General features: G+C 67.1%; 22 protein-coding genes. 11 read left to right on the top strand and 11 right to left on the bottom strand.

Translation table 11 applies throughout. The annotated features are described in order from the left end of the window. Window positions 1–68: 68 nt before the first annotated feature. The 3 genes from BLV94_RS45970 to BLV94_RS45960 all read left to right on the top strand — a co-directional run bounded on the left by BLV94_RS45970 (window position 69) and on the right by BLV94_RS45960 (window position 3843). The gene (locus BLV94_RS45970) at window positions 69–1604 is read left to right on the top strand and encodes an APC family permease (protein WP_072946189.1); all 1536 of its coding nucleotides are present in this window, start codon (window positions 69–71) and stop codon (window positions 1602–1604) included. 60 nt (window positions 1605–1664) lie between these two features. Then, window positions 1665–3323, top strand: a complete 1659-nt coding sequence (locus BLV94_RS45965) for an amidohydrolase (RefSeq protein ID WP_072946187.1) — start codon at window positions 1665–1667, stop codon at window positions 3321–3323. A gap of 115 nt (window positions 3324–3438) precedes the next feature. Next, entirely contained in the window at window positions 3439–3843 is a 405-nt protein-coding gene (locus BLV94_RS45960) for a hypothetical protein (protein WP_072946185.1), read from the top strand. Between the two features lie 82 nt (window positions 3844–3925). Here BLV94_RS45960 and BLV94_RS51675 read toward each other — a convergent pair whose 3' ends face one another. The 3 genes from BLV94_RS51675 to istA form a co-directional block, all read right to left on the bottom strand. Continuing rightward, entirely contained in the window at window positions 3926–4186 is a 261-nt protein-coding gene (locus tag BLV94_RS51675; protein WP_083395978.1) for an alkyl sulfatase C-terminal domain-containing protein, read from the bottom strand. A 379-nt stretch (window positions 4187–4565) separates the two neighbouring features. Continuing rightward, entirely contained in the window at window positions 4566–5330 is a 765-nt protein-coding gene (gene istB, locus BLV94_RS45950; RefSeq protein ID WP_074933444.1) for an IS21-like element helper ATPase IstB, read from the bottom strand. A 61-nt stretch (window positions 5331–5391) separates the two neighbouring features. Beyond that, the gene (gene istA, locus BLV94_RS45945; RefSeq protein ID WP_074933942.1) at window positions 5392–6930 is read right to left on the bottom strand and encodes an IS21 family transposase; all 1539 of its coding nucleotides are present in this window, start codon (window positions 6928–6930) and stop codon (window positions 5392–5394) included. Window positions 6931–7890: 960 nt separating this feature from the next. Between istA and BLV94_RS45940 the strand changes: the two genes are divergently transcribed. Beyond that, on the top strand, window positions 7891–8994 hold the full coding sequence (locus BLV94_RS45940; protein ID WP_244163820.1) for a hypothetical protein: 1104 nt from the start codon (window positions 7891–7893) through the stop codon (window positions 8992–8994). Between the two features lie 99 nt (window positions 8995–9093). On the opposite strand, the gene BLV94_RS45935 is transcribed toward BLV94_RS45940, so the two are convergent. Beyond that, window positions 9094–9603 carry a hypothetical protein gene (locus tag BLV94_RS45935; RefSeq protein ID WP_072950524.1) on the bottom strand — a complete coding sequence of 170 codons (510 nt, stop codon included), beginning with the start codon at window positions 9601–9603 and terminating at the stop codon, window positions 9094–9096. 255 nt (window positions 9604–9858) lie between these two features. Beyond that, window positions 9859–10845: a glycoside hydrolase family 43 protein gene (locus tag BLV94_RS45930; RefSeq protein ID WP_072950527.1), complete on the bottom strand. Its 987-nt coding sequence runs from the start codon at window positions 10843–10845 to the stop codon at window positions 9859–9861. Between the two features lie 182 nt (window positions 10846–11027). On the opposite strand from BLV94_RS45930, the gene BLV94_RS49790 reads away from it, so the two are divergent. Further along, window positions 11028–11174, top strand: coding sequence for a hypothetical protein (locus BLV94_RS49790; protein ID WP_167372229.1), 147 nt, complete (start codon window positions 11028–11030; stop codon window positions 11172–11174). Window positions 11175–11187: 13 nt separating this feature from the next. On the opposite strand, the gene BLV94_RS45925 is transcribed toward BLV94_RS49790, so the two are convergent. Then, a complete protein-coding gene (locus BLV94_RS45925) occupies window positions 11188–12351 on the bottom strand; it encodes a sensor histidine kinase (RefSeq protein ID WP_072950530.1) in 1164 nt (387 codons plus the stop codon). A gap of 46 nt (window positions 12352–12397) precedes the next feature. Between BLV94_RS45925 and BLV94_RS45920 the strand changes: the two genes are divergently transcribed. The 5 genes from BLV94_RS45920 (at window position 12398) to BLV94_RS45900 (ending at window position 16835) form a co-directional block, all read left to right on the top strand. Beyond that, window positions 12398–13165: a TSUP family transporter gene (locus BLV94_RS45920; RefSeq protein ID WP_072950533.1), complete on the top strand. Its 768-nt coding sequence runs from the start codon at window positions 12398–12400 to the stop codon at window positions 13163–13165. Between the two features lie 22 nt (window positions 13166–13187). Continuing rightward, a complete protein-coding gene (locus tag BLV94_RS45915) occupies window positions 13188–14708 on the top strand; it encodes a TldD/PmbA family protein (protein ID WP_072950578.1) in 1521 nt (506 codons plus the stop codon). Further along, complete coding sequence (locus BLV94_RS45910; RefSeq protein ID WP_072950536.1) at window positions 14705–16066, top strand: metallopeptidase TldD-related protein; 1362 nt, start codon at window positions 14705–14707, stop codon at window positions 16064–16066. The genes BLV94_RS45915 and BLV94_RS45910 overlap by 4 nt, the downstream gene beginning before the upstream one ends. Before the next feature lie 218 nt (window positions 16067–16284). Continuing rightward, window positions 16285–16491, top strand: a complete 207-nt coding sequence (locus BLV94_RS45905; RefSeq protein WP_072950539.1) for a hypothetical protein — start codon at window positions 16285–16287, stop codon at window positions 16489–16491. Next, complete coding sequence (locus BLV94_RS45900) at window positions 16488–16835, top strand: ANTAR domain-containing protein (RefSeq protein WP_072950541.1); 348 nt, start codon at window positions 16488–16490, stop codon at window positions 16833–16835. The genes BLV94_RS45905 and BLV94_RS45900 overlap by 4 nt, the downstream gene beginning before the upstream one ends. Here BLV94_RS45900 and BLV94_RS45895 read toward each other — a convergent pair. Further along, on the bottom strand, window positions 16804–17991 hold the full coding sequence (locus BLV94_RS45895; RefSeq protein WP_072950544.1) for a DUF418 domain-containing protein: 1188 nt from the start codon (window positions 17989–17991) through the stop codon (window positions 16804–16806). The genes BLV94_RS45900 and BLV94_RS45895 overlap by 32 nt on opposite strands. Before the next feature lie 80 nt (window positions 17992–18071). Between BLV94_RS45895 and BLV94_RS45890 the strand changes: the two genes are divergently transcribed. Beyond that, window positions 18072–18656 carry a TetR/AcrR family transcriptional regulator gene (locus tag BLV94_RS45890; protein WP_072950547.1) on the top strand — a complete coding sequence of 195 codons (585 nt, stop codon included), beginning with the start codon at window positions 18072–18074 and terminating at the stop codon, window positions 18654–18656. A 22-nt stretch (window positions 18657–18678) separates the two neighbouring features. Here BLV94_RS45890 and BLV94_RS45885 read toward each other — a convergent pair whose 3' ends face one another. From BLV94_RS45885 to BLV94_RS45870, 4 genes are all read right to left on the bottom strand, one after another. After that, window positions 18679–19116, bottom strand: a complete 438-nt coding sequence (locus BLV94_RS45885; protein WP_072950550.1) for a TIGR03618 family F420-dependent PPOX class oxidoreductase — start codon at window positions 19114–19116, stop codon at window positions 18679–18681. A 100-nt stretch (window positions 19117–19216) separates the two neighbouring features. Continuing rightward, window positions 19217–22192 (bottom strand): UPF0182 family protein, encoded by a 2976-nt coding sequence (locus tag BLV94_RS45880; protein WP_143051478.1) that lies wholly within the window; start codon window positions 22190–22192, stop codon window positions 19217–19219. A gap of 711 nt (window positions 22193–22903) precedes the next feature. Then, window positions 22904–23548, bottom strand: a complete 645-nt coding sequence (locus BLV94_RS45875; RefSeq protein ID WP_072950553.1) for a TetR/AcrR family transcriptional regulator — start codon at window positions 23546–23548, stop codon at window positions 22904–22906. Between the two features lie 55 nt (window positions 23549–23603). Beyond that, window positions 23604–23999, bottom strand: coding sequence for a PPOX class F420-dependent oxidoreductase (locus tag BLV94_RS45870; RefSeq protein ID WP_072950554.1), 396 nt, complete (start codon window positions 23997–23999; stop codon window positions 23604–23606). Window positions 24000–24013: the final 14 nt, after the last annotated feature.

Raw genomic sequence — 24013 nt, 5'->3', positions numbered from 1 at the left:
GGGCATGACAAGTCCGGATCGGCGCGTGGCATCGCACCCATCCCACCCTTCGAGCGAAAGCGACGCAGATGGCAACAGTGAACGACGGCGCGGCCGGCGCGCCCAGGGCGACGGCCTTCCGCAAATCCCTCGGTGTCATGGACGGCATTGCGATCGCCGCCTCGAGTACCGCGGCGACGACCAGCATCGGTGTCGGATTGGGAGTCGTCGCCGCCGTGGTCGGGCTCCAGATGCCGGTGGTGCTGTTGCTGGCCTTCGTCCCCATTCTGGGAATTGCCAGCGGATATGCCCGGCTCAACCGGGTCGAACCCAATTGCGGCAACAGCTACGTCTGGGTGGGCCGCAGCCTCAGTCCGTGGCTGGGCTTCCTCACCGGCTGGATGGCCATCGTCGCCGTCGTCGTGTTCATGGCCTACACCACCGCCATCGCCGGGTCGGCGATCCTGCAGCTCGGCGGCATGGCCGGCGTGCACAGTGTCGCCGGACTCCCGATCGATCCCGATTCCACACTGCAGTCGACGCTGCTGGGACTCACCATTCTGGGAGCGGTGACGTTCACCGCCGTCCGCGGCGTCGCGGTGGCGGCACGACTGCAGAAGTACCTCCTCGTCTTCGAGTACGTCGTGTTGATCGGTTTCTGCGCGTACGGGCTGTTCGCCGGGAGCCAGCCGTTCTCACTCTCCTGGTTCAACCCCTTCGCGATTCCGTCGTTCGCCGTGCTGGCTCAGGGCATGGTGATCGCGGTCTTCTTCTACTGGGGTTTCGAAGCGGCGTTCAGCGTGAGCGAGGAGGTGCGCGATTCGCGCGACGCGTCCCGCGCCGGCGTGATCACCGTCTTCATGGTCCTCGGCTTGTTCCTGCTCGGAGCCGTGGCCTTCCAGCGCGTCCTCACCCCCGCGGAACTCGCGGACAACGGGACAGTCGGGCTCGCGTATCTCGGCGAGACGCTCGCCGATCAGCCGCTGGCAGCGCTCCCCGTGGTGGCGCTGATGTTCTCCGTCGTCGCTTCACTCCAGGCCACCGTGATCCCCAGTGCACGTGGATTGTTCGCGATGGGCAGGGACCGCACACTCGGCCCGGTGTGGACCCGGATCCATTCCCGTTACGGAACCCCCGCAGCCGGTACCGTGCTGCTCGGCGGCATCTCCGCCGTGGTCGCGCTACTGGCCACGGTCATCCCCAAGCTGAGCGATCTTCTCGGTGCAGGCATCAGTTCGATCGGACTGGTGGTCGCACTCTGGTACGGCTTGACGGCACTCGCGGCCGCTGTGCGGTTCCGCGGACTCCTGCGGGTACATCCGTGGGAAGGATTGCGCGCGGTCGTGTTTCCCGCGCTCAGCGCTCTGGTGTTACTGACGCTCGGCGGATATCTGGGCTGGATTTTCTACACCTCGGCCGATCATCTCGAAGTCAGCGCGACCAACGGATGGTTTCAGCTGCTGTTCCCGGTTCTCGTCGTGATCTCCGGACTGATGGTGGCCGCGCACGCGAAATGGGTCCGCCGCTCGCCCTATTTCGTCACCGGCCGCGGAACCGACGCCGACGACGCGAACCTGCTCGCCGGAGGTACACCCTCCGAGGTCGCCGTCACCACCCAGTCCTGATCAACGCACCACCGCGTGATCCGAATACCGACGAAAGCAATTCTCGACAGGAGATTCTCGATGTCAGCACTACCCGCAGATCTGGTCTTCACGGGCGGATCGATTGCCACCCTGGACCCGGCGCGCCGCCGAGCCACGACGGTCGCCGTTACCGGGGGCCGGATATCGGCCGTCGGCCACGACGAGGTCCGGGAGCTGATCGGCGCCCGCACCGAGGTCGTCGACCTCACCGGCAGGCTCCTGCTGCCCGGATTCCAGGACGCGCACATCCATCCGGTGGTGGCGGGCCTCGAGTACGCCCGCTGCAACCTCACCGGCACCAGCGATGCCGGTTCCACCCTCGCTGCCGTCCGCAGCTATGCCGACGCACACCCGGAACTGCCGTGGATCGTGGGCGGCGGGTGGTCGATGGAGGCGTTCGACGGAGGCACACCCACTGCGCAATACCTCGACACCGTCGTGCGGGACCGGCCGGCGTTCCTGCCCAATCGCGACCACCACGGGGCGTGGGTGAACACGAGGGCCCTGACCATCGCCGGCATCACCCGGGATACTCCCGATCCCGTCGGCGGGCGCATCGAACGCGACGCCGACGGCGAGCCGACCGGCATGCTCCAGGAGTCCGCGATGGAGCTGGTCGGCTGCCACACCCCGCAGCACACCCCCGACGATCGGCTCGACGCATTGCTCCACGCCCAGCAGCATCTGCATTCGCTCGGCATCACCGCCTGGCAGGACGCGCTGCTCGGTGACACGTCCGGTATCTCCGATGTCTCGGATGCCTACCTGACCGCGGCCAGCGACGACGGGTCCCTCACCGCTCGGGTGGCGGGTGCCTTGTGGTGGGATCGCGATCGGGGCTCCGAGCAAATCCCCGACCTGCTCCGGCGACGTGCTCGTCTCCGCGTCGGGCGGATGCGCGCCGACACCGTGAAGATCATGCTCGACGGTGTCGCCGAATCCCGCACCGCGGCGATGATCTCCCCGTATCTGGATGGATGCGGCTGCGCGACCACACATTCCGGCACCAGCTTCGTCGACCCGGAGAAACTGCGAGGCTACGTCACCGAACTCGACGCCCTCGGATTTCAGGTGCATTTCCATGCGCTCGGCGACCGGGCCGTGCGGGACGCGCTCGACGCGGTCGAGGCCGCCCGGACTGCCAACGGATTCCGCGACACCCGCCCGCACCTCGCCCACCTGCAGGTCGTGGACCCCGAGGACATCCCCCGGTTCCGCGCGCTCGGTGTCACCGCCAACATGCAACCACTGTGGGCAGCCCACGAACCGCAGATGGACGAGCTCACCATCCCCTTCCTCGGGGACGAACGCACCCGGCGGCAGTATCCGTTCGGTTCCTTGTTGCGCTCGGGTGCGACGCTGGCGGCCGGCAGCGACTGGCCGGTCAGCAGTGCCGACCCGCTCCACGGGATCCACGTCGCGGTCAATCGCACACTGCCGGGCCTGAACGGGCAGGGACGCCCCGTGTTCCTGCCGAAGCAACGGATCGACCTCACGTCCGCACTCACCGCCTACACCGCCGGGTCCGCGCACGTGAACCACCTCGACGACACGGGAAGCATCGAGGTGGGCAAGCTCGCCGATCTCGTGGTCCTCGACCGGGATCCGTTCACCGGACCCGCCGACATGATCGCGGAGACCCGGGCCGTCCTGACCTATGTGGGTGGCGACCGCGTCTACACGGCACCGGACGCCTGACGTCCCGCGGCAGGCGGCGATACCCTGTGGTCCGGATGCCGATCGGCGGCCCTCGTGGCGCCGATCGGCATCCGCGACCACACTGGAGTTGTCCCGCCGAAGTCAGGAGACAGTGATGGGCGACAACAAGCCGTTCGGCTTCGACCCCGACGATCTCGACCGCGTGATCCGTGAGGCCGGCGAGGAATTGCAGGGCGTCAAGGACCGGATCGTCAGGTTCCTGGAGCAGGCGGATTCCCAGATCCCGTGGACGGGCGTCTTCGCGGACTTCGCCCGGCCGCCGCGCGCCGCGTCGAAGCCGGAGACGACCGGGGAGACCGGCGACGGCGTGTGGGCGATCTACACCGTCGACGGCGAGGGCGTCGCCCGCGTCGAGCAGGTGTATGCCACCGAACTCGATGCCCTCCGCGCGCACAAGCACAACACCGATCCCCACCGTTCGGTGCGATTCCTTCCCTACGGCGTCACCGTCAGCGTCCTCGACCAGCAGGAGGAGCCGACGCCGCGGGAAACGGAGTGACTGCACGGACCTCGGCTTCGTTGGATCTCGGTCCGGCCCAACGCTGCCTCGGGAGGCAGGGACGAGCCGTGGAGTGGGTCGGTCAGGGTGTGACGATGGGAAAGCTCGGATCGAAGTCGTCGAGCACCGCAGCGAGCGCAGACAGAGCGCCGGCGTCGCCGTCCAGAGTCACCACTCCCGCCTGCTCGAGTTCGGTCGCGGACGACGGCTTCAGTAACACACCCGCGAGGGCCTTCTTCGGACTCGACACAGTCAGCTGGGTGCCGGCCGAATCAGTCGGGGGGTCAACCAGGTGTGGTGGTGGTCGCCGCGCAATGCCCCGGGTCAGACACGCGGATCGCATCGCCGTCGTCGGTCGTTCCCTCGGTATCAGGAGCGCGAGCAGCGCGATGATCAGGCCGGCCACGGCTGTGGCCGAGTGCGCCTACCCTGATGGAATCGATACTCCTCGACATCGACGAGTCGGGGGGTGCGCCGTGTACGGAAGGAGGAACCGGGTCCTTTCGGATGGATCTGGGTTTGATGGCGGACACCGAACTGAACGCCCCAGCATCTTCTACGATGTATGGCCTGCTGACTATCCGTCGGGTCTCAGGGCACGGTCTGGAGGGTTCATGAGCATCCGTGTCGACCGTCACGTAATTCCCCAGGGGTCTCCGTCACGTAATTCCCCATGCTCGGGCGTGCTGAGTCGAGGGTAACCCGAGCGGACGGGGTGCGGATCAAGTTGCGCTGGCGGTGCGGTGTCCGGGTCGTTTGCGGGGTCGGTAGGACGGTCCGTCCATCAGGGTTTGATGGCTGGTGTTGATCAGCCGGTCGAGGAGGGACTCGGCGACGACCGGGTTCGGGAACAGCGGATACCAGTCCTTCGGGGCGCGGTTGCTCGTCAGAATCAGAGGTTTGCCGGCGATCGCACGATCGGAAACCAGATCGTAGAGGTCATCGGACTGGGTAGTGGTGTGCTCACGCATCGCGAAATCATCGATAATCAACACCAGCGGCCGGGTGTATTCCCGCATCCGCTGACCGATGGTGCGGTCGGCATGGCCGCCGGCGAGATCGGCGAGCATGCGGGAGCACTTGACGAACCGCACGTCCCCACCACGGCGGGCGACATGATGCCCAAGAGCTTGTGCCACATGGGTTTTGCCTACTCCAACGGGTCCGTAGAGAATGACCGACTCGCCGGCGTCGAGCCAGCGCAGCGCGGCCAGATCCCGCAGCATCGCCGCCGGGAGTTTCGGATTCGCGGTGAAATCGAAGTCCTCGAACGTGGCCCGTTGCTCGAACCTCGCCCGCCGCAGCCGGCGGGCCAGCGCCGCGGTCTCACGGCGGGCGATCTCGTCCTCACACAGCACTTGGAGGAATTCGAGGTGCCCAAGCTGCCCGTCCCGGGTCTGGGCGAGCCGGGCATCGAGCGTGTCGAGCATCCCGGTCAGCTTCAACGTTTTCAGCGCAGCCCGCAGGCTGGGGTCGTGAATGGTCATGACGATTCCTAAGGTGAAAGTAATTGGTGTGCAGCATGTGTCAGTGGCAGCGTTCAACACTTCAGGCGGTGCGTTCGGTGTCGAAGGCATCGGGTCCGCGCAGGAATGCCGGCGCCGGTGCGGGGGCTGGTGCCGGCCGTCCGTCGTGTTCGGTGCCGGCGGCGAGGATGCCCTTGACGGTGCGGTAGCTGGGGTCACCGACCTCGAGGGCGCGGGCGCAGGCCGCGTCCAGGCGGGCGTCGTCGTAGCGGTCCCGCAGCCGGATGATGCCCTGGATCGCCCGCAGCCGGTGCAGCGCGTTGACCTGCGATAACTCGTCGACGATCGCGACGGCGCCGAGACCGATCTGCTCGGCCTGCGCCCGGCACCAGGACACCGTCTGCAGCGTGTAGGCGATCTTGTGCGGAGGGTAGTGCTCGGGGTTCGTCGACCGCCCCGACAGGTGCAGCACGTGGGTGGCGACCACCTGCTCGGTGTGGAAGATCTGCACCACGTCGCCGCTGGTGCGGACCAGCACTTGCTGACCGATCAACCGCCAGGGCACCGAGTACAGGGCCTTGCCGGCCTTGACGTGACAGTCCGGGGCGACCTTGCCGACCTGGTAGCGGACCGGGTCGAATGGTCGCGGTGGAAGTGGTGTGAGACGGTGCTTTTCGACAGCATCGAACACCGCTGTCGGCTGCGCTCCGTCGAGACCACGATGGTTATGGCGACCGTAGACGTCGGTGCACCAGGCCAGAGCGGCGTCCTGCATCTGCGCCAGCGAGGTGAACTCGCGGCCCTTGAAGTACGAATCGCGGATATAGGGCATCGGGCGCTCGATCCTGGGTTTATCCTTTGGTTTTCCGGCGCGAGCGGGGTCGATCAGCAGCCCGTAGTAGGCGGCGAGTTCGGCATAGGCGCGGTTGATCTTCGGGTCGTACAGATCCGGCCGGTCCACTCCGGTTTTGAGGTTGTCGCACACGATCCGGGCCGGCGTGCCGCCGAAGAACTCGAACGCGGCCACGTGCGAGGCGCACCACGAGGACTGGTCCATCCGCAGCACCGGCTGCACGAACAGCATCCGCGAACAGGTCAGGATTATCGCGAACGCCCACACCGCCACCCGGCGGTCGGTGGCCGGATCCCGCCACATCCCGAGCTTGCCGTAGTCCACCTGAGCCTCGTCGCCGGGAGGGACCGCACCCCGGAGCACCGTCACCTTCGGCTCCGCCACCTGATCGGCGAATTGCGCTGCCACATAACGTCGTACCGTCGACTCAGACACCGCGACCTCGTGGTCGTCACGTAGGCGTTGCGCGATCGTCGCGACCGTCACCGACGCCTTCAGCTGCGCGTCGATCCAGTCGTGGTGCGCGGCGATCGCCGGCCACGTCACCGCCCGCGCCGCTGGGTCGCCGACCTCCGGAAACCACCCGGCGATCAGCTCCCACCAGAGCGCCTCGTCGAACTTGCCGCCCTCGCCCGGCGTCAGCCCGGCCGCCAACGCGGGTGCCAGGTATTTCCGGATGGTCTTGCGGTCGATTCCCAGGGCCGTCGAGATCTGCACCTGAGACCTTCCGGCATCCCAATGCCGGAACAACTCCATCAGATCGATCATCGTCCACGTTCTCCTTGCCACCGTCAGGCCCCTTCCCGGGCCCGTGTCGGTGGCCCAGTCAGGAGCGAACCTGCAGCAGCACCCCAGCCCCGGCCGACACGCCCCAGGGTGGGGAATTACGTGACGGCCGGGTGGGGAATTACGTGACGGACAAACCCCTCAACCTGGGGAATTACATGACCGCTGACAACCGAATATCGTCGAACACACCGGATGACGAACCGGGGAGCACGTTGTTGCCGGTTCGCGACAGAATCGACGAAGACCTACGAACCCACCCAGCGGTGAGGCTTGCGAGCGAAGCAGTCCCCGTGATGCACCGCACCACGGCCGGAGAGCGATTCGGACCGGTCCGGCTCATCGAACGCGACTCCGATGTCGCCTTCGTATTCGCCGCAGATACCACCCGTTGGGCGGTTCTTGTTCAGCCAGGCGGCGATTCACCGAAGGCATCCCTCATCCTCGGGGTACCCAATCCCCGCGTTGGATTCGGTCGCTCGTTTCGAGCTTCGTACTTGGAGCGGTTGACCGTCCATCAATCCGGCGATCCGTCCGTCGCGAAGGAACCACCAGAGTTCGGATGGATGGCACTGGCCGGAATCACTGCCGAAGGCGTGTCTCGGTTCGAAGTGAGGTCGTCGCTCGATACAGACACCGGAGGTGTCGGAGCCGACGGAGTCGTCCTTGCGGTGCTCCGCGCGCGGTGGAGAGAGAAACTGCACGTCGCCGTAACCCCTTGCCGGCGGCGAGACAGTCTCCGTCCATCATCCAAGCCTGCGGCCCGCGCGCCCGAGCTGACGAGCCCCTGCCGGGCGAGGCGTTATCGGGTAGGCGTCGGGCAAGACGGTGGGGCCATTTGATCGACCCCTTGCGGAGCGGTACCTAACCATTTGCGTTGCGCCGCGCAGTGACATGGCGTTGCCCGAGATCTCGGCTCGGGGACTCTATGGTGGTCAGCACATGACTACCGCTGAAACCTTGTTGGCCGGCCCCCGTGGGCATCGGATGGTACTCGCGTACGCGAGGGACGCCGAACGAACTCTGCAACCCGAGTTCCGCAGTGACTTGTTCGATCACGCGGTTTCCCTGGCGGCGTATCACCTCGAGTCCGGTCGGGAAGGCGCACGCGTGTTGTACGGGCCCGGCGCTGACGAGGCTCGGCAGAACGTCCTCACTGCAGACGATGTGGCGCACCGCCTGTCCCAGGTTCCGCTTCCCGAGGTGACGGCGGTTGCACTCCGTTCGGCGCTCGCCGACGCGGTGGACGCGGCGCGCTACTGGCAGGACCCGGACGGTGAAGACATCCTCGTCGCCGCCGAGCCTGTGCGCCGTGAGCTTCGACGGGTCGCCGAGCACATCGCACGATCCCCGCATGCGCAGTGGTGGACAATGCCTGATGCGACCGATCAGTGGTTGGTGGGCTGGAGTGAGGACGGTACGGATTCCGTTGGGTCGACGACCGCAGAGCTGTTGCGTGACTATGGTGATCGGACTGCCGCGGAGGAAGTGCGAGCCGGACGCGATCGTCCGGCGGATCCGTCGGCGAACTGGTCCGGCTGGTGGTGGTCGACTCCACCTACACGGTGTTCGTCCCGGCGGCTGTTCGACGGGACCCCGGCCGGCTTGTGGGTCGTCGAGGACAGCATGGGATGGGAGCGCGCCATCGCGCGACGAGTGAACATCCCCGCCGGCGCTCGCGTGTACGAGGTCGACGGTGCACAGGCGTGGGCAGAACTCTGCAGACTGTTCCCCGTCGAGGTCACCGCGCAGAAACGCCACGATTGGTACCGCACCACCGGACGGTCAGGGCGATGGGTCATTCCTGACTGGTCGCGGCTCCCCGAACGGTACGAGGGCGTGCACCTCACCGTGGCGGGATACCTCGCCGCGGCGGGCACCGCGATCGCCGTCGATGCCGACACCGCGAGTGTCATCGCGGGATGGGCGCCCGACGACACCTACTGGCTCACCGACACCGTCAAACTCGACAGCGACGATTCCCAGACCTGGGTGTGCGACACCGTTGGGAGGCGTCCTTGCTGGGTCGAAGAAGCGCACCACTGAGGACTGCTGGGTTTTTTCAGAGCAGGCTTGTGAATTATTCATGCCCCTTGTGCCGCAAGCGGATCGATGATTGGTCATCCGCGCCGTGGTGGGTTGTCGTCATGATGAGGAAGTGGTCAGACATCGGCCGGCTTCTTCGACGGCGTTGGCGTCCTCGGGGAAGAACATCTGTATGTCCGGCCAGATAGTGCTCTGCCGGGCTGATTGATCCACACTGACGAGCGGTGCCCCGAGCACACTGTTTGCGTTTGCCGTCAGCGCTTGGCCCTCCGCTGGCGCCGGGCCGGCGCCTAATCCCCACACTCCGTGGGAGATCGAGCCGTCGCTCCTCCTGAACTCCATGGCGATCGCGTAGTAATTGTCGAACGGCACGGATCCCTTGCTGCGGGCCCAGGGGTCGTGGACAGCAACCGCGTCAATGGGCTCGATCGGGTCGGTAAGCGGCCTGCTTGCGATCAGGTCCGTCACGGTGGAGCCGACGCCAAGGCAATCCGCGTCAGGTGCTCGGCGAACGTCCGCGATAACGACGGCCGCCAGCCACGTAACCGCAGAAGCTGCGATCGCCGCGACCATCACCGCGCGCCATGACCAACCCGCCTGTCTGGCCATCTGTTCGCCTCCCCGAGCTCACGCCGTGATCTGACTGAGCGTAATCGCGTTCACCGTCCGGCCGCTTGTTCCGACACCTCACGGACTCTCTGTGGTTGTCCGCTGGCGGATCGCTCTCTGGGGCGGTTGGTAGATGACACGGAGATCGCACCGTCGCGGAATCTCGGAGATCGACTTGTCGATGGTCACTCCGAAGTGAGCCGGAACCGTCGCAGCAGTCCGTTTGCTGACGACGTGACCGTCATCGAGTCGTCGTTATGCCGGCTCTGCCATCACGCCGAAATGGCGCGCCGTCCCAGAAAGCCCCGGAAGCTCCTGCACGGGCGACCAGGTGCGCAGCCCGTCCGTGCTGTCGGAATAGAGATACTTTCCCTCGGTATAGGCGTCGAGATATATCCGCCAGGCGCCGTTCGGCAACTGAACCACAGCCGGGCCCTCCACCAGCGAGCCCCAATTTCCAGGCGGGACGAATGAGTAGGGTCCCGTCACCGACGACGCGACCGCATGCTCGACGAACTTCTTCGTCTCGTTCTTGGTAAACGCGTGATAGGTCGATCCCACCTTCACCACGGTGGTGTCGATGTGGTCCGCGCCGATCCCGGCGAGCGGAACAGGTGGGCTCCACAACCTGAGCGATGGTTCCAGCGCCGTCATCAGATACGGCACGAATCCTCCACCGGTCGACAGCGACAGGATGACGTTGACGCGGTCGCCGTCCACGAACCATTCGGGCGCCCAGGCTTTGGTGACGAATGGCGACAGCGACGGTCCGTCCTTGAACCCGGCCGACCCCGAGAAGCCCGGCGGGCTCGTAGAACCGGTGCCATCCCCCGTGCCTGGCATGAATGCGCAGCAAAACGGGACCGGATAGTTCCCCATAGGTGTCCAGTTGATGCGGTCACTACTGCGTGCGAAGCCGATACTCGCCCCGCCGCCCGTTGTATAGGTGACGTAATACAACCCGTCTGGGTTCCGGAAGATGCTCGGGTCACGCACAAGCCCTGACTGGGGCCGAAACGCCGACAGTCCGACGGGTTGGAACCCCGTGCCGTCCCCCGACTCGTATACATCCATGTCGCGGTCGCTTACGTTGCTGAACGCCACCATCGTGTATCGCCAGGCCGGCGGGGCGGCGCCGCTGTTCCCCGGGGTCGCGACCAGCAGGCCCGCGACAGCGAGCATCACCATCGATATGGCCGAAAAACAGGTCCGTTTGGTCAGCATCACCGGTGCAGTATCCATGACTGCAGGCGCACCATGCGTAACTTTGGCCGCAGGCGCAGCGGACGGTTCGGTTACGCTGATGTCGGCCGCGCGTGCCGCCGACATGGCCCAGCCACGGATCCTTCGACCTCCATCCCAAGCGACAACGTCATACGTTGAGAGGAACCGTCGTGGCCATTGCGATCGTCGTGTGATCGCAGGTGTACGGCTCGACGGGGTGGGAGCTGCTGATGCTGCCGGCGTCGTTGATGGTCGGACTGATCGTGGTCGCGGCGGGCCTGCTCATGGCGGCGGCGAGTCGCCGGAAAGACGCTCGCTCCGAACCGGGAGAACAGCAAGTCGCCTGAGTGATCGGGCCGCTCAGTCCTCCAACTCGAGCGGCAGCTCCGCGGTGACCCGCCAACTCCCGTCGGTCTGCCGTCCCGCCTCGAGCGTGCCGTGCAAGACGGCGACGCGCTCCCGCATCCCGAGCAGTCCGTTGCCCGATCCGAGCGAGAACTGCCCGGACGAGTTGCCGTTGTCGGTGATCTCGACGAGGACGTCCGTCTCGCGGCGCCGCACCCGAACCTTGGCGCGGGGGCGTTCTCCGGCGTGCCGGAGGACGTTGGTCAGCGATTCCTGAACCAGCCGGTGGACGCCGAGGCTGACCGCCGGGCTGATGTCGTCCAACTCCCCCGTCAGTTCGAGTTCCACGGGCAGGCCGGCGCTGCGCATCATGTCGACCACCCGGGCGAGACCGGCCGTGCCGTGCTGGGGCATGTCGTCGGTCGCCGGTTCGGTGCGGAGCAGCGACACGGTGCGCCGCAGTTCCGCCAGCGCCTCCCGCCCGGTGCTCGCGATGTTGGTCAGTGCCTGCTTCGCGATGTCGGGGTTGCTCTTCAGGGCGTAGGACGCACCGTCGGCCTGCACGATCATCACGCTCACCGCGTGTGCGACCACGTCGTGCAGTTCCCGGGCGATCCGGGTGCGCTCGGCGGCCACCGCGTCCTCGGCGCGTCGATCCCGGTCATAGTCGGCGACAACGAGGCGAGCCGCGACCTCTTCGTCGTAGGCGCGACGGGCGCCGAGGAATTCCGCGGTGATCCAGGACAGCGCGAACACAAGCACCGAGTACAGTCCGGCTGCCAGCAGTTCCTGCTCCAGCAACCAGATCGACAGTACGGAGTCGACGACCAGGCCCACCGCGTAGACCGCTGCGGTGCGGCGGTCTACGTAGGCGACGAGCGTGTAGAGGGCGACGGCGAGCGCCAGCAGGCCGGGGTGCTCGGCGTCGAGGTCGCCGATGGAATAGCTGATGAAGGTGATCGTGATCGACATCACCAGCACGGCGCCTGCCGCCGCCCGCGGATACCTGCGGCGCCATGCGATCGGCAGGCACAGCAGGAAACCCATGACCAGCTGCACCCATGGCGACCGGTCGCCCGACGCGGTGAACACGAACACCTCGAGGGTGAACAGGATCGCCGCCAACATCGAGTCCGCGACCGTCGGCTTGCCCCGCAGCCACAGACTGAACCTCCTCATGTGCTCAGCGTAAGTACCTCTCGGCGCGTGTGGTTGAGTCGGCACCATGAATGTGGGTGACTGGGCGCTTCTTCTCACCGCCGCGACGGCCGCCGGGTGGGTGGACGCCGTCGTCGGCGGTGGCGGGCTGATCCTCATTCCCGCCCTGTTTCTCGTCGCACCCCAGCTGACGCCGCAGGCGGCATTGGCCACCAACAAGCTGACCGCGTTCACCGGCACGTCCGCCGCCGTCGTCACGTTCGCGCGCCGCATCCCCATGAACTGGCGGCTGCTGGTTCCCGCCGGTCTGCTCGCGGCGGTGACGTCCGCGCTCGGCGCCGCGACGGTGTCGCGTATCGACAAGGACGTCTTCATCCCGCTCATCATGGCGGTGCTCGTCGGGGTCGCCGTGTTCGTGACCATCCGTCCGCAACTCGGGACCACGCTGGCGAAGGATCCGCCGACCCGGCGGAAGGTCGTCGCCGTCGTCCTGCTCTCCGCCGGGCTCCTCGGTTTCTACGACGGCCTGTTCGGGCCGGGCACCGGAACCTTCCTCATCATCAGCTTCGCCACGTTCCTCGGCACGGAATTCGTGCGCAGCGCAGCGATGGCGAAGGTGATCAATCTCGGATCGAATCTCGGAGCGCTGGTGTTCTTCGCCGCCACCGGCCACGTGCTGTGGGCGCTCGGCCTGAGCATGGCGGTCTGCAACGTGATCGGCGCGATCATCGGTTCGCGGATGGCGCTGAGCAAGGGTGCCGGTTTCGTCCGGATCACGCTGCTGATCGTGGTGATCGCAATGGTGATCCGGTTGGGTTGGCAGCAATTCGGGTGATCGACCGACTACGGTGGTCCAGGTGACGGCTCCACGACAGGTTGATCCGGAATTCCTTGCCCTTCCGCTGCGTTCGCTGGCGGACGCAGCGCTCGCTGCCGCCCGTGCGGCGGGTGCGTCGCACGCCGACCTTCGGGTACACCGACTGACCAGCCAGTCCCTGCGGCTCCGCGACGGCGAGGTGCAGTCGGCGGTGGACACGGACGAACTCGGGTTCGCGGTACGGGTCGTCGTCGACGGCACGTGGGGTTTCGCCTCGCATGCCGAGCTGACCCCCGCGACCGCCGCCGCCACCGCGCAACAGGCCGTCGCCGTCGCCCGGGCGCTGCGCGGGCTGAACCGGGAACACGTCGAACTCGCGGACGAGCCGGTGTACTCGGACGTGCACTGGGTGTCCGACTACGACGTCGATCCGTTCGAAATCCCCGCGTCGGAGAAGATCTCGCTGCTGGGCGAATACTCCCGCCGACTGCTCGCCTCCGACGGGATCGACCACGTCACCGCGGGATGCCTGCAGGTGAAGGAGCAGACGTTCTACGCCGATCTCGCCGGGTCCTCCATCGTGCAGCAGCGGGTGCGGTTGCATCCGCAACTCGAAGCGACCACCGTCGACCAGTCGGCCGGCGTGTTCGAGACGATGCGCACCCTCGCTCCCCCCGTCGGCCGCGGATGGGAATACGTCGCCGGAGACGGAGTGTGGAACTGGACCGACGAACTCGCCCGCATCCCGGACCTGCTCGCCGAGAAGGTGAAGGCCCCCAGCGTGGTGGCCGGCCCCACCGATCTGGTGATCGACCCGACCAACCTGTGGTTGACGATCCACGAGTCCATCGGGCACGCCACCGAGTACGACCGGGCCATCGGCTACGAGGCCGCCTACGCGGGCACGTCGTTCGCCACGCCCGACAAGCTCGGCACGCTGCGCTACGGGACACCGATCATGCGGGTGACCGCAGACCGGACCGAGCGGCACGGCCTCGCCACGGTCGGGTACGACGACGACGGCGTCGAGACGCAGTCGTGGGACCTGGTCGCCGCCGGGGTTCTCGTCGGCTACCAACTCGACCGGGCGTTCGCGCCCCGGCTCGGGCTGGAGCGGTCGAACGGCTGCTCGTACGCCGACTCGCCGCACCACGTCCCGATCCAGCGGATGGCGAACGTGTCGTTGCAGCCCGATCCCGACACCGACCGCAGCACCGAGGACCTGATCTCCGGGGTGGAGGACGGCATCTACGTCGTCGGCGACAAGTCCTGGTCGATCGACATGCAGCGCTACAACTTCCAGTTCACCGGCCAGCGGTTCTACCGCATCCGCGGCGGGAAGCTCGACGGGCAACTCCGCGACGTCGCCTATCAGGCGACCACCACCGACTTCTGGGGTTCGATGGACGCCGTCGGCGGCCGGTCCACCTGGCAGCTGGGCGGCGCATTCAACTGCGGCAAGGCGCAGCCCGGTCAGGTCGCGGCCGTCAGCCACGGCTGCCCGTCGGCACTGTTCCGCGGCGTCAACGTACTGAACACCCGGACGGAAGGCGGCCGATGATCGCACCGCAGCAACTCGTCGAGCAGGTCCTCGCCCGGGCCACCGTGGACGAAACCATCGTGATCGTCACCGATGCCAGCGAGGCGTCGCTGCGGTGGGCGGGCAACTCGATGACCACCAACGGCGTGTCCACCTCGCGTAGATGGACGGTCATTTCCATCGTCCGCTCCGGGCAGGACGCCAGGGTCGGGATCGTCACCTCCGCGTCCGTCGACGTCGCCGACATCGACGGAGTGGTCCGATCCGCCGAAATCTCTGCCCGCGCAGCCACACCCGCGTCCGACGCGATGCCGCTGCTCACCGGAACCGGCACCGACGAGCGCTGGGAGGATTCGGCGCAGCGCACCGAGATCGGCGCGTTCGAACAACTCGCCCAGGACCTGAGCATGGGCTTCGACGGCGACGATCAGCTCTACGGTTTCGCGCATCATCAGCTGCACACCACGTGGCTGGGCACGTCGACGGGAATCCGGCGCCGATTCGTCCAGCCGACCGGGTCGGTCGAGATCAACGGCAAGCGCGGCGACGCCAGCGCCTGGGTGGGCACCAGCACCAAGGACTTCACCGACGTGGCCGGAGTGAAGTTGCTCGAGGACCTGTCGACGCGCCTGGACTGGGCCGGCAACCGCGTGGAGTTGCCCGCGGGCCGGTACGAGACGATCCTGCCGCCGTCCGCGGTCGCGGACCTCATGATCTACCTCATGTGGACCATGGAGGGCAGGGCGGCCGAAGAGGGGCATTCGGCCCTGTCGGCGCCCGGGGGCACCCGCATCGGGGAGAAACTCAGTGCACTCCCCCTCACCCTCTATTCCGATCCCGTCGCGCTCGGCCTGGAGTACGCGCCGTTCGTGATCGCCGGGTCGTCGTCCGAGTCGGTGTCCGTCTTCGACAACGGGATGGACGCGGGCCGCGTCGACTGGATCCGCGACGGCACCATCGGTGCGCTCGCGTACCCGCGGTCGGCGGCGAAGGAGTTCGGCGCCGAGGCGACCGTGCCCGGCGACAACCTGATCCTCGACGCCGGCGGTTCGGTGTCGCTCGACCAGATGGTGGCCGAGACCGAACGCGGACTGCTGCTGACCACCCTCTGGTACATCCGGGAGGTCGACCCCGCCACGCTGCTGCTCACGGGATTGACGCGGGACGGCGTCTACCTCGTCGAGAACGGAAAGGTCACGGGCGCCGTGAACAACTTCCGGTTCAACGAGAGCCCCCTCGACCTGCTGCGGAGGGTCACGCAGGCCGGCGCCACCGAGCGGACCCTGCCCCGCGAGTGGAAGGACTGGTTCACCCGGACCGCGATGCCGTCGGTGCGGGTGCCGGACTTCCACATGTCTTCGGTCAGCAAGGCGCTCTGAGGGCGCGATTTCTATGCGGACGCTCGTCTAGGTGACAGGCCGTGAGCTTTCCGTTATAAATGCTGCAGACATCACGCATATGAGATTTCTCACTCCAGAGACGTTTCGCCGCGGATGTCATATTCAGGTCTCCAGAGAACGGGACCGAAACTCCCGCATCGCCGCGTGGCCGACGCATGCGCCGAGTCCGTCCCTTGCACGCCCGACAAGGAGGTTTCATGCACTCCGATACCCGCATCCGCGAAGCACTCCACGGCCACACCAAGGTCACGGGACGGTTCGCGCTCGCCGACGTGGCACTGACGACGTTCGTCTGCCTCGCCTGCGCCACCGGCATAGGCATCATCACCGGTTCAGTTCTCGCCGCCGCGACGGGGGGACTGATCGTCGTCCTCGCCACGGCGCTGATGGTGGCGGCGGTATGACCGCGCCGAGCATTCAGCGACGTACCACAATCCAGGAGATCCCCGTGTCGAACGACGTCCTCGAGGCTGCACCGCCTGCACATTCGATTCCGCACCGCCACCCCGACGGGCGCGAGGTCCTCGCCACCGCGAAGGGCATCCTCATCGCCACCCGCGGATACGGCGACGCCGAGGCGTTCGAGGAATTGCTCGACGTCTCCCGCCATCACCACGTCAGCGTGCTGCGAGCGGCGAAGTCGCTGGTGGAATTGGCGACTCGGCGACAGCCGTGCCCGTCCGTGACGACGCCGGCACCGCTGTACGCACTCGAGTTCACGGAATGGACGACGCTGCTGGCGCGATGACGTCGCCCCGGTCCGCCCGGGTGAGACGCTGGTGGCCCCGATGTGTGAGCCATTCGAGCGGCCCACGATCGAATCGCCGCAACCACAGGCGCGACACGACGATCAGGGTCGCCGAGACGGCGCCGAACAGTGCGAGCGTCGCCGGAACCACGGTGGTGCCGTCCAATCTGGCCGCGAGGCCGAGTCCCCAGCCGTAGCAGACGATCGAGCACAGAATATTCTGCAGCACATAGCAACTGAGCGCGGTGTGGCCGACGCCCGAGAGTGCCTGGCCGGGCGCGCCGGGTGCGCGACCGTCGGCGTAGCGGTGCGCGATCGCCGCGAGTAACCCCAACGCCACGATCGGCGCGGTCCCGTACCTGCCGAGGATCAGACCCGCGTCGCCACCGAACAGTCCGAGCGCGAGGTCGAGCGGAAGGGCGATCGCCAGGCCGGCGATCATGAGGCCGCGCCGCAGCGCGCCACGGTCCGGGTCGAGGACGCGCGCACCGTAGAGGTGCGCGCCGACGAGGAACAACGCGATCGACAGCGGCAGGATGAACAGCACCTCGAGCCGGAACAGCAACAGATTGTCGGCGCGGAAGACGACGAGGTCCCAGAAACTGCCGTCCGCATAGGGATTCGGCGACAGCGACTGCGGATCCCGCGCGGGCGCCGAGGACAGGGCCGCGACGACGAGGGCGAGCATCGCCGCGTGGACGGCCACCGCGCACACTATCCACGTTCGCTGCGCGCGGATGCCCGTGGTCAGGATGAATGCGACGATCAGTCCGGTGAGGGCATACCCGGTCAGGACGTCGAATTCGGTGAACAGCAGGAAGTGCAGTGCTCCGTCGAGCATCAGCAGCGCTGCGCGCCAAGGGTATCCGCCCGGCCACCGTTGACCGCGCCGCTGGGCGGACCGCTGCTGGATGACCAGTCCGATGCCGAACATGACGGTGAGCAGGCCGAGGAACTTGCCCTGCGCGAATTGCTGCAGCACCGCCTGCACCGGAGCCCATCCGCCGGTGGCCTTTCCGGTGCCGTTGATGTATCCGACGAGTCCCTCGACGTTGGTGAAGATCCAGATGTTGGTGGCGAGCGTGCCCAGGATCGCCGCGCCGCGCATGACGTCGAGCGCAGCGTAGCGGTGGGAACTCGATGGTTGCGATGTCATCCGTTCAGCCCCTCCAGTACTTGTTAGTACGGTCGTGCCAACAAATTCTGATGCTAACACGACCGTGCTAACATGACCGGGTGCCGAAGCTCATCGACCACGACCGACGGCAGCAGGACATCGCCGAGGCTCTGTGGCGGGTGATCCAACGCGACGGCATCGGCGCCGTGTCCGTCCGCGACGTGGCCGCCGAGGCCGGCATATCCAGCGGATCGCTGCGGCACGTGTTCGCCAGCAAGGCCGAACTTCTCGCCTATTCGATGCGTCTGGTAGCCACGCGGGTCCGCGAACGGGCACAGGCCCACACCTCGATCGCCGACCCGTGGCAGCGTGCCCTCGCCGTGTTGGACGAGGTGCTCCCCCTCGACGATCGCCGGCGCTGCGAGATGGAAGTGAATCTGGCACTCGTCGCCGAGAGCCCCGCCCATCCCCTGCTGAAGGACATCGCCCTCGGCGCCCAGCGACAACTACGGGATGCGTGCGCCGCGATCCTGACCGGTCTCGCACGGCACGGTCTCGTCGCGCCGGACATCGACGTCGACGCCGAGGCGATGCGTCTGCACGCACTCGTCGACGGCGCCGCGATGCACGTCCTGCTCGGCGACACCGACACCCCCGACTCGGCGCACCGCATGATCGACGAGCACCTCCGCACCCTCGCCTGAGCGGTTCGTGCCTCGCGGGTTGTCAGTTGCTGTAGACCCGATCGACCCGGACGAATACGACCGCCCGGCCCTGCTCGGCCATCACCCGGTCGTATTCGTCCCAGTCCTCGTGCGTGCCTCCGGCAGAGACGAATACCTCCCGACGCAGAAGCCGCAATCTCTCGTCGTCGAGCCACGGCTGGGGGTCGTCGGGACCGGCTATCTCGGCGGTTCCCTCGACGGTCGCCCACTGCCACCCATCCCGGAAGGTGGTGGCGACCTGAGGGCGAGACCTCAGGTTGTTCAGCTTCACCCTTCCGTAGGTCACGAATCCCAGAACCGGTTCGCCTGTGGCCGGGTGCTCGAGCAGGCCGACGTTGACCATCGAGGCCTGAATGGTTCCGTTCGCGCGAAGAGTGGCGACCACCGCCAGGCCGTTGTCATCCCGTGCCAGAGCAACAGCGTCCTCGAGAGTCGTCATCCACCGAGACTACTGCGGTGCCGGCCTTGATCGATCGTCATTGCCTGCAGTTCGCATCTACGGCACGACGTCATTGTGTGGAACGCGCCGAGGAGACGGGTCAGTGTGGGGTTCCGCCCGCGGCCAGGTAGGTGTCGATGGCCTGTTGCAGGCGGTCCAGGGCCGCGCCGTAGGCGGTGAAGTCGCCGGTGCGTTGTGCCTCGCGCAGGTTGGCCAGGGCGGCGTTGAGTTCGAGGACCGCCGCGGTCAGCTGGTCCGATGACGCCGGCGGCGGGGCGGTCGGGGCGCCCGGTGGAGGCGGCGCCGGCGGTTGCCCATCGATAGGTGGAGGTGTGGTGGCGTCGCCGCCGGGTGCGGTGGCGACGGCGCCGGTGCCGGTGCCGAAGACCTGGTCGAGGGCCTCGGCGAGAGTGGGGGCATATCCGATACGCACCCCGCCGGTGCCGGGTTCGCGGTAGCTGACCAGGACTCGGGCCAGCTGCGGGAACGTGGAACCGTTGGGCGTGCTGGTCAAGCGTTCGGTGAACACCGGTTCGACGTAGAGGATGCCGCCGTCGGCGATCGGCAGGGTCAGCAGGTTGGCATAGTAGATCCGGTTCGACCGCTCGAGCAGGGTGCGCTCGGAGGCGACGCGGGTGTCGGAGATCATCGAGTTCTGGGTCTGCCGCGGGCCCTGGGTCTGGGTGTCCGTCGGCAACCGCAGAATGTCGATCTTGCCGTAGTTTTCGGGGTCGGAGTGCACCGAGAGGTAGGCGGAGAGAAATTCCCGGTTGAAGCCGACCATGGCGCTGGTGAGCCGGAATGACGGGGCCGCGGTGCCGGCGTCGCCGACCAGGACGTAGTACGGCGGTTGCTCGCCACCGGTGTCGGCGGTCGGATCGCTGGGCACCGACCAGAATGCATTGGTGGTGAAGAACTCCCGCGGATCATCGACGTGGTACTTCGCCAGCAGGTCCCGCTGCAGGCGGAACAGATCCTCGGGGTAGCGGAAGTGCGTGCGCAGCTCGGTCGGGATCGCATTCGGCGGCTGCACGGTGCCGGGGAACACGCTCATCCACGCCCGCAGGACCGGGTCGTTCTCGTCGACCTGGTAGAGGGTGACGGTGCCGTCGTAGGCGTCGACGGTGGCCTTCACCGAGTTCCGCACATAGGACACCTGCTCGGGGGACAGGGTGCGGCCGGTGTCGGTGACCACCGGCTCGGCGAGTGAGCCAACCTGCGAGTACGGGTAGTGTGCGGCAGTGGTGTAGCCGTCGACGATCCACACGATCCGGCCGCCGACCACCGCTGGATACGGGTTGGTGTCGGTGGTCAGCCACGGGGCGACGTGCTCGACTCGGGTGGCCGGGTCCCGGTTGAAGATGATCTTCGACTCGGGCCCGATGGCGCCGGAGAACAGGATGTTGCGTTCGGCGTACCGGGCGGCGAACGCCAACCGGTTGACCCAGCTTCCCACCGGCACCCCACCGGTGCCGGTGTAGGTGTACTGGGCGGTGTCGGTGTCGTACTCGCGCGGCGGCGCGCCCTCGGGTCCGCCGACGATGGCGTAGTCCGGGTCCGCCTGCGCGATCACCTCACCGAAGTAGATGCGCGGTTGCTCGACCGGGATCACCTGCCCGCCGCCGGCCTGCGAGGCGATGTCGCTGACCGCGTAGATCGGGTACCCGCTGTCACTGCTCGCGCTCTGCCCGGCAGCGTCGCGGACGGCGGCGTTGACCCTGTTGGCGGGGGCGGCGACGAACCCGTTGCCGTGGGTGTAGACGGTGTGCCGGTTGATCCACTGGGTCTGGTTGCCGCTGAGACTGTTCGGGGAGAGCTCGCGGGCGGCGACGATGTAGTCGGCGAGTCGCCCGTCGATGATGTAGCGGTCGATGTCGAGGTGCTCGGGGAAGCCGTAGAAGTTCTTCAGCTGTTGCTGCTGGGTGAAGGTGCGCGAGAGCACGGTCGGGTCGAGCAGGCGGGCGTTGGCGATGGTGGTGACGTCGGCGGGAATCTCCCGGGGCGGCCGGGTGCCGACCCCGGGATAGTCGAGGTAGTCGACTCGGTCCGGGCCGATTCCATAGGCCTGCCGGGTCGCGGCGATGTTGCGTTCGATGTAGGGGCTCTCCCGATCGGCGGCGTTCGGTCGGACCGAGAACTGCTCGATCAGCGCCGGATAGATTCCGCCGACCACGATCGCCGAGAGCACCAGCAGTACCGTGGCCATCGCCGGGATCCGCAGGTCCCGCACCGCGATCGCGGCGAAGAACGCCGCCGCGCACAGTACTGCGATCGCGACCATGATCAGCCGCGCCGGCAGCACCGCGTTGATGTCGGTGTATCCGGCCCCGGTGAAGGTGGGCTCCTTCCGGCCGCTCCACAACAAGGAGTACCGGTCGAGCCAGTAGGAGGCCGCCTTCAACGCGATGAACGTGCCCGCGAGCACCGCGAGCTGGATGCGCGCCGGCCGGGACACCTCGATGAGGTGGTCCTTGCTCGGTGCCAGCCGGATGCCGCCGAACAGGTAGTGGGTTCCCAGTCCGATCAGCAACGCCAGGAACACCGCGATGAACAGCCACGTCAGGATCAGCCGGTAGAACGGCAGGTCGAAGATGTAGAAGCCGATGTCGTACCCGAACTCCGCGTCCACAGTGCCGAAGCCGCCGCCGTGCAAGAACAGTTGCACCGTCCCCCAACTCGCCTGCGCGTGCAGCCCGAACGGCAGCGCCAGCAGCATCGCGATCCCCACCGTGAACGACCGCGGGCGGCGCAGTACCACCGTCCGGTACCGCTCGAGCGGATCCTTCGCCGCGTCTGCGGCAGTGGCCGCGAACAGTGGGCGGGATCGGTACGCCCACACCGTGGACGCGAAGATCACCGCACCCACCAGCAGCGTCACTGCCGTGAACAGGATCAGCCGCGTGACCAGGACCGTCCCCCAGACGCGGCGGTAGCCGACCTCACCGAACCACAGCCAATCGGTATACCCCACGACCAGACGCGGCCCGATCACCAGCAAAGCAACGAGCGCCACCGTCACCATGATCGTGACCCGGGCCCGACGCGGCAGCGCCCACATCCGGTCGGACGGTTGCATGGCCACCTCCCACGGGTCGGCTCACGAGCAGCCCCGCCGGACCACCCCGCCCGATGCAGCGAAGGCGTCCGTATCACCCCATTCTAGGCGGTGCCGGATCGGGCGCAGTGGACCCGCGAGTGGAACGAGTGCTGCCGGGTGGGGTGGCGTGGCGCGTCGCCGGTGCCTCCGCGGCAAGGTGCCCAAGGAGCTCGTCCGCAAACTCCTCGAGGTCCTGTCGACGACCGCATCGCGACACGACATGACGGACCGCTTTCACAATCTGGAACGAACGATCTGGAACGACCACGAACGCCGCTGCCACCTGAAGGATGAACGCGGGAAGTCTATTCACACCCACCGATCCGGGCAACGACATCGCAGCCCGAATCATCAAGACACACAATTAACTTGACGATGACCCCGTCGGTGACAGGCCGAGCCGATGCTGTGATGAACACCGATCGCAGCATGTCAGCGCACCCCGCTTGAGTCGTGGCGTACGGGGTACCCAGCCGGCACGGGGACATCCGCCCGCAACCGCTGTGCCCCTGACGAGGAGGTGCGCACAATGATCAACTTGTACTACCTACTGACCGTGGCGCTCTACATCATTTCGGCGATCTGGCAGGGCAATCTCGGACACTGGTGACCGAGATACCGGGGCAGGCCGGGCATTGATCGCGTCTGCCCCCGTCTGCGGGTGCCCGACACAGGAGTACATGCCGTCGGTCAGCCATCGTCCAGTGCCTTCGAGGTGACGACCTGGACCAGGTCGTCGAGAGCGGCGAGCGCGGCGTCGCCGTCGCGGTCGACGAGCCACCGCAGCACCAGCCCGTCGAGCGCCGCCAACGCGAAGCGCGCGACCTGCTCGACGGGCGTGCCCCAGGCGACACCGGCCCGGTGAGCGCACAGATCGAGGAACGCGATAGCTTCGGCATCCATGGTGCGGTACTGGTGGCTCGCGACCGCCCCGGCGGAGTCGTGGCCGGCGCCGCGGCGCAGCAGGGCCCTCGCGGTGATCTCGTAGGTCAGCAACTGGTGGTCGGGGGTGGCCTCGATAACCGGCCACAGGCCGCCGATCCCGGCAGAGAGGAGTTCCCGAAGACCGGGAATGCCCGGCAGTTCGGCGGCCCCCGTCAGCCGGCCGAATGCCGCCCGCATCGACTCGCTGACCTGCAGGATCAGGTTCTCCCCCATCTCGATCAGGAGTTCTTCCTTGTCCTCGAAGTGGTAGTGCGCCACCCCGAGCGACACACCGGCCGCGTCGGCCAGGCGGCGGATGGTCAGCGCGGCGACACCCTGGTGAGCGGCGATCGCCAGCCCCGCCTCGATGAGCTGTCCGCGGCGAACATCTGCGGGAAGCGTCTGCGACATCACCAGATCGTATGCGCCCGAGCCCCACCGGGAGACGCATCGGACCACACAAGGGCTACCGGTCGTCGGCCGTGACGGCGAGTCCTATGGTGCCGGTCTTCCCTCGGCGCACGAGGCTGCCTTTCATCGTGAGCCAGCCGAGGATGCCGTACTTGCGGGCGATCACGTCCCGGGTGTGATCGGTGTCCGCGGCGTCGAGGATGACGGCGCGGGCCGGTACCTCGGGGCCCTTCGGCTTGCCGCGCGCATCGCACGCGGCCACCGTCACCTCCGGATTGCGGCGGATGCGTTTGACCTTGTAGGAGTCGGTGACCGTCCACATCAGCAGACGGTCACCGTCGGCGGCGGCCCACAGTGGCGTCGCCACCGGGGTGCCGTCTTTCCGAAACGTGGTGAGCAGGACATACTTCGCGGACGACACCCGATCGAATTCTGTGGTCACCCGGCCCATGCTAGCCCCGATGC

Origin of the sequence: Rhodococcus koreensis (assembly GCF_900105905.1) — a bacterium.
GTDB classification, from domain to species: domain Bacteria; phylum Actinomycetota; class Actinomycetes; order Mycobacteriales; family Mycobacteriaceae; genus Rhodococcus_F; species Rhodococcus_F koreensis.
The sequence above is the reverse complement of the archived record's forward strand: the minus strand, read 5'-3'. Positions and strand labels throughout refer to the sequence as shown.

Bases quoted from the DNA above. Each gene is read 5' to 3' on its own strand.
- BLV94_RS45900 (WP_072950541.1), top strand. From the start codon at position 16,488: ATGACCGCGCCGAGCATTCAGCGACGTACCACAATCCAGGAGATCCCC.
- istB (WP_074933444.1), bottom strand. From the start codon at position 5,330: ATGACCATTCACGACCCCAGCCTGCGGGCTGCGCTGAAAACGTTGAAG.
- BLV94_RS45885 (WP_072950550.1), bottom strand. From the start codon at position 19,116: ATGACGACTCTCGAGGACGCTGTTGCTCTGGCACGGGATGACAACGGC.
- BLV94_RS45870 (WP_072950554.1), bottom strand. From the start codon at position 23,999: ATGGGCCGGGTGACCACAGAATTCGATCGGGTGTCGTCCGCGAAGTAT.
- BLV94_RS45875 (WP_072950553.1), bottom strand. From the start codon at position 23,548: ATGTCGCAGACGCTTCCCGCAGATGTTCGCCGCGGACAGCTCATCGAG.
- BLV94_RS45970 (WP_072946189.1), top strand. From the start codon at position 69: ATGGCAACAGTGAACGACGGCGCGGCCGGCGCGCCCAGGGCGACGGCC.
- BLV94_RS45930 (WP_072950527.1), bottom strand. From the start codon at position 10,845: ATGGATACTGCACCGGTGATGCTGACCAAACGGACCTGTTTTTCGGCC.
- BLV94_RS45920 (WP_072950533.1), top strand. From the start codon at position 12,398: ATGAATGTGGGTGACTGGGCGCTTCTTCTCACCGCCGCGACGGCCGCC.
- BLV94_RS51675 (WP_083395978.1), bottom strand. From the start codon at position 4,186: ATGCGATCCGCGTGTCTGACCCGGGGCATTGCGCGGCGACCACCACCA.
- BLV94_RS45935 (WP_072950524.1), bottom strand. From the start codon at position 9,603: ATGGCCAGACAGGCGGGTTGGTCATGGCGCGCGGTGATGGTCGCGGCG.
- BLV94_RS45960 (WP_072946185.1), top strand. From the start codon at position 3,439: ATGGGCGACAACAAGCCGTTCGGCTTCGACCCCGACGATCTCGACCGC.
- BLV94_RS45880 (WP_143051478.1), bottom strand. From the start codon at position 22,192: ATGCAACCGTCCGACCGGATGTGGGCGCTGCCGCGTCGGGCCCGGGTC.
- BLV94_RS45925 (WP_072950530.1), bottom strand. From the start codon at position 12,351: ATGAGGAGGTTCAGTCTGTGGCTGCGGGGCAAGCCGACGGTCGCGGAC.
- BLV94_RS45965 (WP_072946187.1), top strand. From the start codon at position 1,665: ATGTCAGCACTACCCGCAGATCTGGTCTTCACGGGCGGATCGATTGCC.
- BLV94_RS45905 (WP_072950539.1), top strand. From the start codon at position 16,285: ATGCACTCCGATACCCGCATCCGCGAAGCACTCCACGGCCACACCAAG.
- BLV94_RS45940 (WP_244163820.1), top strand. From the start codon at position 7,891: ATGACTACCGCTGAAACCTTGTTGGCCGGCCCCCGTGGGCATCGGATG.
- istA (WP_074933942.1), bottom strand. From the start codon at position 6,930: ATGATCGATCTGATGGAGTTGTTCCGGCATTGGGATGCCGGAAGGTCT.
- BLV94_RS45895 (WP_072950544.1), bottom strand. From the start codon at position 17,991: ATGACATCGCAACCATCGAGTTCCCACCGCTACGCTGCGCTCGACGTC.
- BLV94_RS45910 (WP_072950536.1), top strand. From the start codon at position 14,705: ATGATCGCACCGCAGCAACTCGTCGAGCAGGTCCTCGCCCGGGCCACC.